The organism is Achromobacter spanius, assembly GCF_029637605.1.
GTDB classification, from domain to species: Bacteria; Pseudomonadota; Gammaproteobacteria; order Burkholderiales; family Burkholderiaceae_B; genus Achromobacter; species Achromobacter spanius_E.
On sequence record NZ_CP121261.1, the window covers coordinates 6,388,199 to 6,403,155 of the forward strand.

The 14,957-nt window shown below is 60.8% G+C and carries 18 protein-coding genes; 14 read left to right on the top strand and 4 right to left on the bottom strand.

Going from position 1 to position 14,957, the window contains the following annotated elements; all coding sequences use genetic code 11:
- Window positions 1–4: 4 nt before the first annotated feature.
- The 11 genes from P8T11_RS28735 to P8T11_RS28785 all read left to right on the top strand — a co-directional run bounded on the left by P8T11_RS28735 (window position 5) and on the right by P8T11_RS28785 (window position 9,494).
- Entirely contained in the window at window positions 5–445 is a 441-nt protein-coding gene (locus P8T11_RS28735; RefSeq protein WP_268078954.1) for a hypothetical protein, read from the top strand.
- Window positions 446–454: 9 nt separating this feature from the next.
- Entirely contained in the window at window positions 455–1,183 is a 729-nt protein-coding gene (locus P8T11_RS28740) for a phage minor tail protein L (protein WP_268078953.1), read from the top strand.
- Between the two features lie 2 nt (window positions 1,184–1,185).
- On the top strand, window positions 1,186–1,965 hold the full coding sequence (locus P8T11_RS28745; protein ID WP_268078952.1) for a C40 family peptidase: 780 nt from the start codon (window positions 1,186–1,188) through the stop codon (window positions 1,963–1,965).
- Entirely contained in the window at window positions 1,962–2,555 is a 594-nt protein-coding gene (locus P8T11_RS28750; protein ID WP_268078951.1) for a tail assembly protein, read from the top strand. The genes P8T11_RS28745 and P8T11_RS28750 overlap by 4 nt, the downstream gene beginning before the upstream one ends.
- On the top strand, window positions 2,552–5,962 hold the full coding sequence (locus tag P8T11_RS28755; protein ID WP_268078950.1) for a host specificity protein J: 3,411 nt from the start codon (window positions 2,552–2,554) through the stop codon (window positions 5,960–5,962). The genes P8T11_RS28750 and P8T11_RS28755 overlap by 4 nt, the downstream gene beginning before the upstream one ends.
- 1 nt (window position 5,963) lies before the next feature.
- Window positions 5,964–6,257: a hypothetical protein gene (locus P8T11_RS28760; protein WP_268078949.1), complete on the top strand. Its 294-nt coding sequence runs from the start codon at window positions 5,964–5,966 to the stop codon at window positions 6,255–6,257.
- A complete protein-coding gene (locus P8T11_RS28765) occupies window positions 6,258–6,923 on the top strand; it encodes a hypothetical protein (RefSeq protein WP_268078948.1) in 666 nt (221 codons plus the stop codon).
- Between the two features lie 103 nt (window positions 6,924–7,026).
- Entirely contained in the window at window positions 7,027–7,470 is a 444-nt protein-coding gene (locus P8T11_RS28770; RefSeq protein WP_268078947.1) for a hypothetical protein, read from the top strand.
- 2 nt (window positions 7,471–7,472) lie between these two features.
- Window positions 7,473–7,967 carry a hypothetical protein gene (locus P8T11_RS28775; protein ID WP_268078946.1) on the top strand — a complete coding sequence of 165 codons (495 nt, stop codon included), beginning with the start codon at window positions 7,473–7,475 and terminating at the stop codon, window positions 7,965–7,967.
- A complete protein-coding gene (locus P8T11_RS28780) occupies window positions 7,951–8,217 on the top strand; it encodes a hypothetical protein (protein ID WP_268078945.1) in 267 nt (88 codons plus the stop codon). The genes P8T11_RS28775 and P8T11_RS28780 overlap by 17 nt, the downstream gene beginning before the upstream one ends.
- 665 nt (window positions 8,218–8,882) lie before the next feature.
- Window positions 8,883–9,494 (top strand): ferritin-like domain-containing protein, encoded by a 612-nt coding sequence (locus P8T11_RS28785; protein WP_268078944.1) that lies wholly within the window; start codon window positions 8,883–8,885, stop codon window positions 9,492–9,494.
- A gap of 277 nt (window positions 9,495–9,771) precedes the next feature.
- Here the strand turns inward: P8T11_RS28785 and P8T11_RS28790 are convergent, their stop codons facing one another.
- The 4 genes from P8T11_RS28790 to P8T11_RS28800 all read right to left on the bottom strand — a co-directional run bounded on the left by P8T11_RS28790 (window position 9,772) and on the right by P8T11_RS28800 (window position 12,081).
- Entirely contained in the window at window positions 9,772–9,948 is a 177-nt protein-coding gene (locus P8T11_RS28790) for a DUF3606 domain-containing protein (protein WP_268078943.1), read from the bottom strand.
- A gap of 719 nt (window positions 9,949–10,667) precedes the next feature.
- A complete protein-coding gene (locus P8T11_RS29160) occupies window positions 10,668–11,078 on the bottom strand; it encodes a CrpP-related protein (protein ID WP_347404733.1) in 411 nt (136 codons plus the stop codon).
- Window positions 11,029–11,337, bottom strand: a complete 309-nt coding sequence (locus P8T11_RS28795; RefSeq protein WP_268078942.1) for a hypothetical protein — start codon at window positions 11,335–11,337, stop codon at window positions 11,029–11,031. Before P8T11_RS28795 ends, P8T11_RS29160 begins: the two co-directional genes overlap by 50 nt.
- A gap of 54 nt (window positions 11,338–11,391) precedes the next feature.
- Window positions 11,392–12,081: an SOS response-associated peptidase gene (locus P8T11_RS28800; RefSeq protein WP_268078941.1), complete on the bottom strand. Its 690-nt coding sequence runs from the start codon at window positions 12,079–12,081 to the stop codon at window positions 11,392–11,394.
- 554 nt (window positions 12,082–12,635) lie between these two features.
- Here P8T11_RS28800 and P8T11_RS28805 point away from each other — a divergent pair.
- From P8T11_RS28805 to P8T11_RS28815, 3 genes are read left to right on the top strand one after another with little or no spacing between them, the layout of a single operon-like run.
- Window positions 12,636–13,451 (top strand): energy transducer TonB, encoded by an 816-nt coding sequence (locus P8T11_RS28805; protein WP_268078940.1) that lies wholly within the window; start codon window positions 12,636–12,638, stop codon window positions 13,449–13,451.
- A gap of 1 nt (window position 13,452) precedes the next feature.
- Window positions 13,453–14,406, top strand: coding sequence for a MotA/TolQ/ExbB proton channel family protein (locus P8T11_RS28810; RefSeq protein WP_268078939.1), 954 nt, complete (start codon window positions 13,453–13,455; stop codon window positions 14,404–14,406).
- On the top strand, window positions 14,406–14,909 hold the full coding sequence (locus tag P8T11_RS28815; protein WP_268078938.1) for an ExbD/TolR family protein: 504 nt from the start codon (window positions 14,406–14,408) through the stop codon (window positions 14,907–14,909). Before P8T11_RS28810 ends, P8T11_RS28815 begins: the two co-directional genes overlap by 1 nt.
- Window positions 14,910–14,957 lie beyond the last annotated feature (48 nt).

A 14,957-nucleotide genomic window follows, 5' to 3' on the forward strand; every position in this document is an offset into this window, starting at 1 on the left:
TCAAATGACCGAGATCAAAATTGGCCCCAGCTTTGCGCATGAGCTTGCTCAAGCAGGTCTCGCAGGAGCGGAATTTTCGTGGTCGCCGGACGGCGCCATCAACTACAACGATTCCGTACCGCAAGAGACTCGTGCAGCAGTGCAAGCCGTCTTTGACGCGCACGACCCTGAGACTCCAGCACCTCCGCTTGTGCCACAGGTCGTCAGCCGCTTCCAGGGCCGCGAAGCTATGTGGCAAACCCCGCACGGTGATACCACCCTATTCGAAGCGGCCGAGGTAGTGCTCGCAGATCCCGCCACGCCGGCCATGTATCGCAGGGCCTGGGACGACCTGCAAGAATTCCGTCGCGATAGCGAGATGCTTGCGGCAGTCGCGGGCGTGCTGGGCCTGACGGCAGCGCAGATCGATGCGCTGTTCATATTGGCCGCAAGCATCCAGGCTTAAGGAAACGATATGCGCATTTATGCAGACGTCCAGAAGCTGGAGGTCGGAGGCCTTGTCGACCTATTCGAACTGGACGCTACCGGCATCGGTGGTTCGTTTCAACGCTTTCACGGCTACACGCAGGTGGGGCCTATCTGGTGGCAGGGCAATCAGTACGACCCGTGGGCCATCAAGGCCGATGGGTTCGAACAGGTGGGGGAAGGGCAACAGCCCACGCCGACCTTGTCCGTCGGCAATATTGGGCAGGATTCTGATGGCAATCCCATCGCAGGCGTGATCTCGGCACTTTGTATCGCTTTGGATGATCTAGTGGGGGCGCGCGTTGTTGTGCGCCGCACGCTGGGCAAGTATCTGGATGCGCGCAATTTCGAAGGGGGCAACCCGACGGCTTCACCAGACGAAGAGTTGCCGCCGGAAATCTGGATCATCCAGCAGAAGACGGCCGAGACCGCCGAGTATGTCGAGTTCGAACTTTCCAGTGCGCTGGACTTCAATGGGCAGATGCTGCCAGGCCGGCAGATCATCGCTGGCGTGTGCGGTTGGCTGACGAAAGGCGGCTATCGCGGCACGTACTGTGGCTACACTGGGTCGCGGATGTTCGACATCAACGGAAACCCGGTTTCCGATCCGGCGCTGGATCGATGTTCGGGCCTGCTTTCCGACTGCAAGAAGCGGTTCGGCGAATACGAAGTAATCAACTTCGGCGGGTTCCCGTCAGCGGACCGCATCAGGGGATAAACATGCGCAAGAAGACTATGACCGCCATCCGGGCACACGCGATGGCGGCGTACCCGCGCGAGTGCTGCGGGCTGGTGGTAATGCGGGATCGGCGTGAAAGCTACCTGGCTTGCCGCAATCTGGCCGAGGGAACGGACCATTTCATCCTTGACCCGGAAGACTACGCGGCGGCCGAAGAGGCGGGGCGGATCTCCGCCGTCATCCATTCTCATCCAGACGCGCCGGCCGCGCCCAGCGAAGCCGACCGCGTTGCTTGCGAGGCGTCAGGCCTGCCGTGGTTCATTGTCGCGGTGTCGAGGGATGATGCCGGGGCAGTGGTGGCCGGCGAGTTTGTCGGCTTCGCGCCGGAGGGCTACGCCGCGCCGTTGCTGGGCCGCCCATTCGCACATGGCGTGCTGGACTGCTACAGCCTGGTGCGCGACTGGTACGCACGAGAGCGCGGCATTGTGCTGCCTGATTTCCCGCGCGAGGACGGCTGGTGGAACGCGGGCAAGAGCGAGGATCTGTACATGGACCACTACGCCGAGGCGGGATTCAGGCCGTTGACCATCAGCGAGCAGCTGGCGCCCGGCGACGTCGTGCTGATGCAGATCCGATCCGACAGGGCGAATCACTCCGGCGTGTTCATCGGCGCGCAGCCGTTGATCGACGCGCCCGAGCTGTTCCCCGTGCCAGACGCGATGCTCCATCACCTGTATGGGCGCGACTCGGAGCGGGTGGTGTACGGGGGCTACTGGCGCGAGGCTACGCGGCTGGTGCTGCGATACAAGGGGGGAACGTGAACGAAACGCTGCGAGAGATTCGGCTTTACGGGCGGCTGGGCGCACGCTTCGGACGGATCCATATGTTGGCGGTCAGCAGCGCAGCGGAGGCCATACGCGCCCTTCGCGTGCTTGTGCCGGGCTTTGAGCGGGCGCTTGCGGATAGCGATGCCCACGGGGTGCGGTACGCCTGCTTTTTGGGTAAGCGCAATATTGGCGAAGACGACTTGCACGAGCTGGTCGGGGCTGACGCGATTCGAATTGCCCCGGTAATAGCGGGCGCAAAACGCGCAGGTCTATTTCAAACGATTCTCGGCGCCGCGATTCTGGTGGTGTCTGCGGTCACCTATAACGGCTACGGCGCCACGGCCGGGTGGGCGATGATGACCAGCATGGGGGCGTCGCTGGCCCTAGGCGGTGCCACGCAGTTGCTTTCGTCGCAACAGCGAGGATTGAGCGCGCAGGACAGCCCGGAAAACGGGGCTTCGTACAACTTCAACGGCGCGGTCAACACCAGTGCGCAAGGTAATCCAGTGCCGCTTTTATACGGCCGGATGATCGTTGGATCCGCTGTGATATCGGCGGGGATATTTGCCGAGGACCAGGTATGACACTGCAACACTATCGAGCCAACAGGGCGCCTTCGGGCGCCCTTGTTTTTTCTGGTGCTGGACGCGGACGCGGCCTTCCGGTGGTCGGTTTCGGGGGCGGCAAAGGCGGGGGCGGCGGTCGCAGCCCGAAAGAATCGCCGGACAGCCTGCACAGCACCGCATTCGCGCGGATCATCGACCTGATTTCAGAAGGGGAGGTGTACGGACCCACGCACGGCCTGGGCGGCGCATTGCGGGACGTGCGTCTGGACGGGACGCCCATTGCGAACGAAGACGGAACGCTCAACTTTCAAAACGTCGCGATCGACTTTCGGACCGGAACGCAAACGCAAGACCCGCTACCGGGCTTTCCAGCGTCCGAAACCACGACGGGCGTTAACGTTGAACTGACGGCTACGACCCCATGGGTCCGGTCCTTCACCGACACCCAACTTTCGGCAGTGCGGCTTACGCTGGCGGTGAATGGCCTTTCACAAGCGAACACGAGCAACGGCGACATTTCCGGATACCGGGTCGAGTATCGAATCGAGGTAAGCACCGATGGAGGCGCTTATCAGCTTGCACTGGCCAGCGCCTTCGACGGCAAGAGCACGCAGCGATACGCTCGCTCGCACCGTATCGACTTACCCGCCGCGCGCTCCGGTTGGTCTGTTCGTGTTGTGCGCGCCACGGCGAACGCGGCGAACAGCACGATTGTGGACCGCACCTTTATCGATGCGTTTACGGAGGTGATAGACGCGAAGTTGCGATATCCGATGTCTGCGGTTGTGGGCATCAAGGTTGACGCTTCGCAGTTCCAGAACATTCCCACGCGCTCATACGATTGGAAGGGCCGGATTATCCGTGTGCCGTCGAACTATGACGCCGACAGCCGGGCCTACACCGGTACGTGGGATGGCACGTTCAAGCTGTCCTGGACCGACAACCCAGCGTGGATTTTCTTTGATCTCGTAAGCAATGATCGCTATGGGCTGGGCGAGCGCATTCCTGCCGGTTGGCTTGATAAGTGGGGGCTGTACCAGATCGCCCGGTATTGCGACGAGCTGGTGCCAGATGGATTCGGCGGCCAGGAGCCGCGGTTCACCTGCAACGCCTACTTGCAGACGGCCGCAGACGCCTTTCGGGTATTGCAGGATCTGGCATCAACGTTTCGGGGAATGGCGTATTGGGCGAGCGGATCAGTGTTCGCGGTGGCCGATATGCCGGGCGACCCGGTATACACCTTCACGTCGGCAAACGTCATTGACCGGCGGTTCAACTATGTCGGGTCGCCACTCAATACCCGCTACACCGTGGCGCTGGTGTCGTGGAACGACTTGTCCGACATGGGCCGACAGAAGGTCGAGTACGTGGAGGACCGGCAAGCGCTGGCTCGCTATGGGCTTAAGCAGGTCGAAGTAAGTGCGTTCGGTTGCACGTCTCGCGCGCAGGCTAATCGCGTTGGAAAGTGGCTTTTGCTGACGTCGCGGATGGAAACTCGTTCGGTGTCGTTCGCAGTGGGGCTGGACGCTTGCCGGGTACGGCCTGGCAGCATCATTCGCGTGGCTGATCAGCACTTGGCCGGCCGGCGTATCGGCGGGCGGATCCGTGATGCGACCGCGACGGTGGTCACGGTAGATGCGGAACTGGGTGTGAGGCCTGGGGATCGTCTGACCGTGAATCTGCCCAGCGGCGTGTCGGAGACGCGGATTATCAGCACGGCGGTGGGACAGGGCCTGACGGCCGACATGACGACGTTCACCGTCGACACCACGGAACTGACTGCGGACATGGTGGGCTTGCCCGGTACGGTCTTGATTTTGACTGTGACCGCACCATTTTCGGAGGTTCCCGAAGCCGAATGCGTGTGGACGCTGGAATCTGAATCGCTTTCGGCACAACGCTATCGCGTACTCAGAGTGAAGCGCAAAGACGGTTTGATTGGCGAAATCTCGGCCATACAGCATGAGCCAGGGAAGTTCGATAACGTGGACTTTGGGACGCGCCTGGACCCGGCCCCCATCACCGTTATCCCACCAGGTGTTCAGCCGCCGCCTTCGGATGTGACGATCACGTCGTATTCGGTGATCGACCAGGGCTATGCGAGTCATACGGCGGTATTTAGCTGGAAGCCCGCCGCCAGCGCCGTCGCCTATGAAGTGCAATGGCGGCGTGATAACTCGGAATGGGTCAATCTGCCACGCACGGGGTCCACCAGCATTGAGGTGCCGAACATCTATGCTGGCGCGTTCTTGTGCCGCGCGCGGGCGCTAAACGCGCTCGATATCGCATCGATCTGGGCATCGTCCACGCAGACGCAGTTGGACGGGGTACTCGCGCCGCCGCCGACGGTCACAAGCTTGACGGCCACGGCTCTGGTGTTCGCTATTCGCTTGAAGTGGGGTTTGCCCACCACTCCGTCGATCATCGAGCGGACTGAGATCTGGTACAGCGAAGCACCGTCGTTTCCCTCCGCTCAGAAGCTGGGTGATTTCGCATTCCCGCAGGACACCACCACGTTGATGGGGCTGTCGGCGGGGGCGCGGCTGTACTTCTGGGCAATCCTGCGTGACCGCAATGGTGTTGCCGGCGCGGGCTACCCGATCGGTAACGGCGTGCTGGGGCAGTCCAGTTCGGACGCGACCGAGATCCTGGAGTACCTGACGGGGAAGATTACTCAGACGCAACTGGCCCAGGACATTCTGGCGCCGATTGAGAAGATCCCTGTGCTGGAAACCCGCATTTCTGAGGAGGCTACGACGCGGCAGGAGCAGAACGACGCGATGGCGGAGACCATCAGCACCGTCAGCGCGAAGGTTGATACAACGAACGCGGCTATCCAGACACAGATCACTGCGCTGGCCAATGCCGATGAGGCTATCGGACGCAGGGTGGATACGGTGCAAGCTGTCGCGGAGGACGCACAGGGGGCGGCAGGCGAAGCCTTCTCGGCTGTTGAACAGACCAGCCAGGCGATAGCCAAGACGAACGGCGACTTGGCGGCCATGTGGAGCATCAAGACGCAAACCACCTCGGGGGGGCGAACCTACATCGCAGGAATTGGCGTAGGCGTCGAGAACTCAGGCGGCGTAGTCGAATCCCAGGTGTTGGTGGCCGCTGACCGCTTCGCAGTTATGCACCCCAACGGCGCAAACGTCACGCTGCCGTTCGTTGTCCAGGGGAACCAAGTCTTCATGGACGATCTGCTGGTTAGAAATGCGTCCATTGGTTCGGCGAAGTTCCGCGACTACTTGGACTCTGATGCGACCGGGTATGGCGGAAGGCCTCTGTTGCGACTGAATTTTCGCTCCGGGGTCGCTGAGTTCAATGGGCAAAGTGCGGATGGGTCACGCACGGAAATCAACAACAAGGGAATGCGATATTACTACCCCAACGGCGTGCTAGGCGCGCGTTTCGGAGGCGAATGATATGGCAATCGCACCGCTTGAAATTTGGGACGAACAGGGGCGATCGCTTTTCAACTTCAACACGCGAGTAGCGCGGCAGATGGGTAGCTTTTCAACGGGCACTTCCGATGGCAATCAATACGTGGCGGAACTGGCGGACGCAAACGGCTGGATGGCGGTGCAATTCTTCGGCGACTACGGTGTTGATAGTGCGCCGATGATCAACCGAGTAGGCGGGTCATTGTCCTGGCGATTTATCCCCAACCAGCCGAGCGGCGGGCGCGTCGCCGCAACGATAATTTACGGGGTGCGGTAAATGGCCGATGCAGCGGTGGTGCTCTACAACCAAAGCGGCGACCTCTTGGTTGACAGCCGGAACATCAACTTGTTCTTGCGACACTCTGGGGTTACGGGGGGCGAGCGCTTTAATAATGTGGTCCTGGAGTGCTTGGATCCGGTCGTCTTCATTCGCCCCGTGTCGGGATTAGGCGCACTGGTCGCAACGAGTCGAAGCGGCAATTCTTTCACGTTTCGCTTCCGTGGGCAGTGCGAGTATTACGTCTTCGATCGACCCTGGAGGACCGGCGGCCCAATCGACATTTGGTCTCAGGACGGGCGACACATTTTCATGAGCACTGCGCGGCCCATGAACGTCGTGCAGACGATCGATCTTCCCAAGTACTTTGACGCTTATCGGCTTGCGTTCCAGGACGGATGGACATACGCGGGCCTGCCGACTTCGAAGTACGCCTACAACGTCTCATATGTCCGGCAGGGCTACAACTGTATGCCGGAGCCTGGTGGCGGATGGTCGTCGAATCTTCAGACCGAGTACCTATCGGCCACGCCGAACGGCCTGCACGTGAACATGGGTGAGTGGCGGATGCGCTTTTTTGGGTGGGCGCCGTTGTATTCAAATTCGTTTGTCAGCTATGCGGGGAATTGCCCTGTTTCGTTTATCGATGTGTCAGGTTGGCTCTGACACGACCCATCTAATTTCACTCTGTCTTTGCCCGCCGCGTGCGGGCTTTTTTTCGTCCAAACGGGAGGCAATCATGCGCACCGTCTACAGGAGCAGTGCAACTATGGAACCAGGTACTACGGGGCTGGGAGGCCTCGCCGCCTTGAAGGTCGCAATGGCGTATGGCGTACCGGCGGCGCTGGCGGCCATGCTTGGCCTGCTGATTATGCCGCCAAGGTCGGCGCGCGAGTTCACCGTCCGCACGATTTCGACCGTCGCATGCTCGTTCATGTTTGGGCCTGCACTGGCCGGCGCGGTGATCGCGTGGAAGCCGGGGCTGATGGACGCCATGGTCTGGCTGGCGCAGCACGGGGCGGGCAGTGATGACGCGCTGCTGGCGAAGTTCTACGTGCTGGGGCCGAGCATGCTGTTGGCCGGTCTTCCTGCGTGGTGGGTATTGGGGGCGTACATGCGATGGATGGCAAGCATGCGCCAGAAGGGGCTGCTTGAATGGGTGGCCGAGGTCCGCGCGAAGATCTTGGGCGTGCGGCCTGGTGGGGAGGGGTGATTGTGGATCTGAAGACCGTTATCGATACCGCGATCGCGCCTGCGCTCAGGCTGCTACCGGCAAACCGAGACACCCGCGAAGCGCGCGTGATGCTTCTTGCCATCGGATTGCAGGAAAGTCGCTTTTTGCATCGCCGTCAGATCAAGGGGCCTGCCGTGGGATTTTGGCAATTCGAGCGGGGGGGCGGCGTGCGCGGGGTGCTGTCGCATGCGTCGAGTTGGGCCGATGCGCGCGCAGTGTGCGCCATTCGAGATGTCGAGCCGACCGCGACGGATGTGTACAACTCGCTGGCGCACGACGACATCTTGGCAGCGGCTTTCGCGCGCCTGCTGTTGTGGACTGACCCCCAACGCCTGCCGTCACTGGGTGACGTGGGCGGCGCATGGGCGCTTTATCTGCGGACGTGGCAGCCGGGGAAGCCGCACCCCGGGACGTGGCCGGCGCTGTATGCCCAGGCTCTCTCGGCAGTAGGGGGTGGCAATGTCCGCATGGGTTGAGCGGTTTAAAGGGGTCGTGCTGCTGATAGGCCTCGTGGTTGCGACGTTGGTCAGTGTGTTCTATCGGGGGCGCGCCACGGGGCGGCAGGTGGAGCGCCAAGAGAGATCCGACCAAATCAACGAACAGGCGGCCAAGGCCCGCCAGGAGGTGCGCGATGTGCAGCAAGAAACGGCCGGTATGGATGATGGCGCTATTGCTGATGAGCTTAAGCGTGACTGGGTGCGTGGCACCGGCACCGGTCGGCGTTGAGTTCTGCGACCACGCGCGACCGGTCTATTTCGATTCTGCCGCACAGGTTGATTCGACGCCGGCGCCGGTGCGTCGCCAGGTGCTGGAAGGGAACGAAATCTGGCATAAGCTTTGCCGGCCTTAAGGTTGGAGATTTTCAATCAGAATTGCGTCAAGAGATCTTGGATGGCTTCGGCCTGTGACGCTCGGCAGTCGCCTTGGGCACCTCGCTGATGCCGCTTTCGCTCGAGTCGGTGGTCGGTGGGAGCACTCGCGCCACCCGTGCCGTAGGCGCCTAAGATCCCGTCGCGAGCGCAGTACGCGCTTTCTGGGCAGGGGGCGGGGCAGCTTTGGAATGCACTGAGATTCGTCGAGCGCGGATTTTTGGGATCATTACTTGCGAAGCTCTGTTTTCGGCTATGTGGCCGAATAAGGTGAATCAAATGACGACACCCCTTCCAACTACGCCTGCCCAGCCGGAAACCTACGAACCCAAGAAATCGGGCCTTCCTGGCGACGAGATCGACGAGTCGTCTCCGACTACTGACGATGAGCCGGGCGAGTCGGACGAACTAGATCCGGAGGAGCCCGTGGGCACGCCGGCTTCAAATCAACCGACTCCGTAATTAAACCTGCGAGGGTGGCGCCAACATTGCCCACCCCCCCATAACCTCAGGAGGAGCCCTATGGCGACCAACAAAACCGGTGACATGGCTCGAATTCATGATTTGCTGTATCAAGCGTTGGAGACCGAGATCGGGGGGATCAATGTCTACACGGCCGCTCTAACCTGTGCGACGAATGAAGACTTGGCGAAAGAGTGGCAAAGCTATCTCGACGAAACCACGACTCATCGACAGGTATTGCTTACCGTCTTTGAAGAACTGGGCCTTGACCCTGATAAGCCGGTACCGAGCCGCGAAGTGGTCAAGCATCACGGTGATTCGTTGGTCGCGGCCATTTCGTTGGCAAAGTCACAGGGTGACCCTGATGCGGCTCAGGTCGCAGCCGCTGAATGTGTGGTCTTGGCGGAGACGAAGGATCATCAAAACTGGGAGCTCATTGGCCTCGTCGCGGAGAAGCTTAAAGGCAAGGAAGCGAAGATTCTAAAAAAGGCCCATGAAGCGGTGGAGAAGGATGAGGACCACCATCTCTACCATACGATGGGGTGGACACGAGAGTTATGGATTGAGGCTCTCGGGTTTCCCGCTGTGCTACCGCCTCCGGAAGAAGTCAGGAAAGTGGAGACCGCAATTGGTGCATCAAGGGCCGAGCAAGACCGGGACAAAATGCTGTAGCGCTGTTTTCTTGCTGTTTTGCCTAGAGGCTGGCCAAGCCCCATCCGTTTCGGAAGGGGCTTTTTTTGCGAGCTTGGTTTTATGCCCAGGGTCGTGTGTGGCCTAATGGCGCGGGCGGCGTTGTTGCCTCGCTACCGGAGGAGATGCAACGTAAGCACTTTGAGCTCCTCGGTCGCATTAGTAGCTGAGCAGAAAAGCTGGTAAGAATGTAGGCCGCGCCCGCATCGCAGGGCTGACGTGTGAGAGGGCCTACGAAAGCGTGCGTGGCACGCCGTAGCTATTTCCTAAGGTGCTCTCTTACTGACTCGACGGAGACGCCGGCCGCCTTCACTGCTTCCTTCAATCGCTCTTCGCTCACGCCCAGTTCTTTGGTCCAGTAGCGCAGCTCGTGGTCTTCGGTCACGTTGATCCGGGCACGGTCCTGGGGGCCTCGGTTCGTAAGATCGTCTGACATGCGAATCCTCCTTGTAAGAACGGGCGGAGCAGCAAGCAGTGTTCCTGCGTATCAATCGACAGGCCGCTTGTGGGCCACTGCCACGGCGATGCAGCCATTCGGCAGTCGGTATTTGCCATCGCCAAGCCACATGACAGTCTCGCCTGATGGGAGGGTGCAAACGTACTGGTGGACCGGCGCGCAATCAGGGCTGCGCTTTATAACTAGGCGCCTTTCTACCCTACAGGTTGACCGATCGGGCAGCTTGGCGATGACATCGGACAAGCGTGAGCCGGACGCCATAAATGTCCCCTTCTAAAGCTCGCGCGTCCGCATCCGGATGGATTTTAATGGCCAGCGGCCGGCGCGTTCTCCCGTGGTACTTCATTGTTAGCACTGCCCTAACAGCTCGGCATATCCGCCATGAGGTGGAGGGCCAAGCTGGCGTCAGGCTTTGGCAAGAAAAAGCGCCCCATCGCTGGGGCGCCAGTCGGGCGGGGGCCCGCTGTAGGCATTGAAATTGCTGCACACGCGCTCGGTGCGGAAATTGAGAGGTACGACCAATGCTACGAGACGAACTACTTGCAAAGATGATCGTTCAAACTTCCCCAGATCGCAATTTTGACGACTGGGCTGATGTACTGACAGAGTTCGCAAACTGTGTCGTCGAAGTCAGCCCGAAATTGAGCCGGGAAGAGTGCGAACGGCTGATTGCTGTCGGGGCTTCGTTTTATCGAACGTTAGCTCGCGCCGAGGACTATCGGCGGACTTCGGTGTTGGGTGACTAAGCGGTGAGCCCGGCTCCTGACGGTAGACGGGCGGCTCCGCACCTCTTTGCGCCAGCCGGCTTCCCATGCCTCCACTTTTTCTCGCCACTCGGCAATCGAGCCACCGCAGTGGCCTGGCATCTCCGAAGTGCGTAAATAAGGACAATCCAACAGGCTAAGACCCTCTCGGGCGGCTTGCGCGCCGAGCTTCTGGATGTCATCGCGTTGCATTGCCATTTCCTCCAAAAGAATGGTGATTGGAGAGGCTAGTATTGCCCAGTTGGAATGACGCTCGCAATAGTGTTGCAGTACTAAGGTGGATGTGTCGCGCGGATCATTCGCCGATCCACTGCATCCACCAGCCTTGGTAGTAGCGCTTGCCATCGATCTCCTCAAAACCGCAGACCATCATGCCTCGGTCGGACGCGAACGTTAGCAGTTCCGGCTGGAGCAGGTCGGGAATGGGACTTTTCTTCGTGGCGCCGAACGTGGCGAGGCTGTCCATGGTCATGACTCGCACGTACCGCTTCAAGTCATCGCGCATGATCGAGTACATGCGGACGTTGCCGGTGGTGGAGGGGCCGGGGTCGCGGTCAGGGCGCTTTTCGCCCAAGCAATGGGTGCGGGTGACGGTACAGAGCATCGTTTGCTGCCTAAATACTGGATAAAAAAACAGTATATTGCAGCAAAAAAGGGGTCACTTCACCGGTGTGGCGACGAGCTTGTCAGAGGGGAAGGCGACGAGAAAGTCACGGGTCGCCTCGATCGGTGCGGTAAGCCAGTCACCGTATGCGCCTTCCGGCAGGATGACGACCATGCGCTTTTCCTTGCCGGGCTGATGGTATAGCCGAAACAGCGGATCGTTGTCGGCATTGATGGTCAGCATGGTGTAGCTCTCTTGCCACTGGCCGCCCGCGTCCCGGTACCGATCCCAGAGACCTGCTATGCCGAGCGGCCCACCATCCGCACGTGTGAATCTGGTTGGCACCGATTTCTCGGTCTTGAACCTGGCCTTGGTTTCCTCGCGGTGGTCAGGCTCGAATATCGAGTCCGCCGGGATGATGCAGTGCTGGGCACGGCGCCAGGCGTTGCCGAAAGTGAACGACTTGGATGCCGTCTCGCTGCGGGCGTTGAACGTCGAAAGCTCGCCTGCCCTGTCCAGCCCCTCGGGCTTGGTCATGGTGCTTATGAGACCCCAGCGGCCAACGACAGCTTCCCGCTCAGGCACCGCTTCGTCGCCCGTGTCATGCTCGACAGGCCTGCGCACAAACACGCCCTGATACCTGGGCCACATGTCATACATGCTGATGGCGGCGGGCTTCTGCCGAACTCCGAATTTTTTGAGCAGTAGCTCGGCGTCTTTCAAGGTCTGGTAATGGCTGCACATAGCCTCTCCATCCGGAAGGCCCGGCCTGCGGGGGACGGGAGATGCTCTAATATATAGAGTCACGCCGCATGACCAAAACGAACTTTTTTAGTGCTGTTGGTTTTGTCGGGTGGTGTATGACGCAAGGCATTGATTTATAAGGGTCTATTACCCCCTTACAAGGCGTAGGTCACAGGTTCGACCCCTGTAGCACCCACCAGAAGCAACCCCGCCAGTCGGAACATTCGCATTTCTGCCAGTTCTTCCTGCAAATTTTTGCTGATTCTTCCAAGCGAAACCCGCACACCTCACCGTGGCGGGTTTTTTGTTTTGGGCGCCGTCCAAGGCCCTTGCGCCGGCCTTCTTTCCTTCCGTGCGTGCTTTCTTGTACACGTTTTGAGCTTTCTGGTTTGACGCGGTAGGGCAGTGTTACGCTATTCCAGACGAAATAGGACGTGCGAATCATTCGCATTTAAGATATTATGATCGGCTTGTACCGGCTGGCAGATGCCGCTTTTTTTTGGGCGGCGTCTTCGTCTAGCTGGCCGGATAAGTCAATGCACCCTGGCTGATTCATGCCTAGTTTTCAACGCGGTTCGAACTCTTCTTCGCCGTCTTCATTTGGTATACGCGCTGGCGCCGGGCTGGCGGTTGTCGCACTTCATGCGGCTGTGATCGGAGCCATTTTCATGGCGCCCACGAATCGCCCTGAGCTTGAGGAACCCGAGGCCGTCATGGTCAGTCTGGTGGATGCCCCCATCCCGCAGGTTGCCAAGGCAGAGCCCACGCCCGAACCGCCGGAGCCGGTGGTCGAGCCGCCGCCCGAGCCGCAACCCGAAATTGAACCGGAACCCGAGCCCGAGCCGGAACCCGAACTGAAGCCCGAGCCGGAACCCGAACCCGAGCCGGTGGTTGAAAAGCCGCCGGAGCCGGCGCCCAAGCCCAAACCGAAACCCAAGCCGAAACCCAAGCCCAAGCCGATTCCCAAGCAGGAAGTCAAACCCGAGCCCAAGCCGGAGACGCCGCCGCCGCAGGCAAAGCCCACTGGCGCGGTTGATGGCGCGCAGGCCACCCAAAGCCCGCAGCAAGGGCCGCCGCCCGATCAGCCCGTGCTGGTGTCGAGCATCGAATTCCAGGGCGCGCGGCCCATGCCTACCTATCCGATGGCGTCACGCCGCATGCGGGAAGAAGGGCGGGTGCTGGTGCTGGTGGAGATCAATACCCAGGGTCTGGTGGACCGCGCAACGATTGACACGTCGTCGGGCTTCGCGAGGCTGGATGAGTCCGCACTGACCGCGGCTCGCAAGGCCAGGTTCAAGCCCTATACCCGTAACGGCGTGGCCTATCCCGCCAAAGCCAAAATTCCGTTCGATTTCGTAATGAGGAACTGAGATGTCCAACGCACTGCATGGCGCCACCCTGGTGGCGCAGGCGACGACCAGTCCGGCCGCACCGGCTGCCGCCGCCGCTGCGCCCGCAGCCCAACAAGCCGTCACGGCTGGCGCCGGCGTCGTACAGCAATCGGCTGACGCGCTGCAGAATGCCGCCGCCGCGCTGCCGTCGCTGCCCGCCCCCGCGCCCTTGCCGGTCGCCCCTCCCGACATGGGTTTCTTGCACTTTGTCGCCCAGAGCGATTTCGTGGGCAAGAGCCTGTTCGTCATCCTGATCCTGATGTCGCTGGTGACCTGGTACCTGATCCTGGTCAAGGCCGCCAGCAACGTCAGCATGCGCAAGCGTTCGTCGGACTTCCTGAACAAGTTCTGGAACGCCAGTTCGCTGGAACAGGTCGAGCACGAAATCAGCACGCACGGCGCGCGTGACCCGTTTTCGCACCTGGCCAGCCACGCCATGCATGCGCAGGCGCACCACAACAAGTTCGGCGCCACCAAGCTGGAAGAGTCCGGCAGCAACTCCGATTTCGTCACGCGCACCATGCGCAAGGTGATCGACGAAGAAACCGCCAAGCTGGAAAACGGCTTGACGGTACTGGCCTCGGTGGGCTCCACGGCGCCGTTCGTCGGCCTGTTCGGCACGGTGTGGGGTGTGTATCACGCCCTGGTGGGTATCGGCCTGTCCGACGGCGTGACCATCAACCGCATCGCCGGTCCAGTGGGCGAAGCCCTGATCATGACGGGCCTGGGCCTGGCCGTGGCCATTCCCGCGGTGCTGGCGTACAACACGTTCGTGCGCAACAACCGCGTGTTCCTGTCGCGCCTGGACGCCTTTGCCCATGATCTGTTCGCGTTCCTGACCACCGGCCAGCAAGTCATGCTGTCCGACGGCAAGGTGCGCGCCTTGCGCCGCCAGAACGGTAACGGCGCCGCGGTTCAACGCGGGAGCGAATAATGGCCTTTGGCAGCTTCGAGGGAAAAGGGTCCGGAAGCCATACGGTTTCCGAGATCAACATGGTGCCCCTGATTGACGTCATGCTGGTGCTGTTGGTGATCTTCATCATCACGGCCCCGCTGCTGGCGCATTCAATCAAGATCAACATGCCCCAGGTGGCCGCCGAGCAGATCGAGGAAGAACCCAAGACGGTCGACCTGGCCATTGATGCCAGCGGCGCGCTGTTCTGGGACGAAAAGCCGGTCAATATTGATGACCTGCCCAACCGCTTCAAGTCGATCGCCGGCACCAAGCCGCAACCTGAGATCCGCATCCGCGCCGATCAGAACACGCGCTATGAAACCCTGGCCAAGGTCATGGCCGCGGCGCGCCGTTCGGGCATGTCGCGCATCGGGTTCATCACGACGCCGCCTTCCAGTGGCGCAGCGGCTGACGAAGCGCCGGCTGGGGCAGCCCCGGGCAGCGCTACCCCGGTTCCCGCCGGGGCACCGTCCGGCGGGTGAACGAATCCAGGAAAGGGGCGCATTTCGCGCCCCTTTTTTTTCGGATCG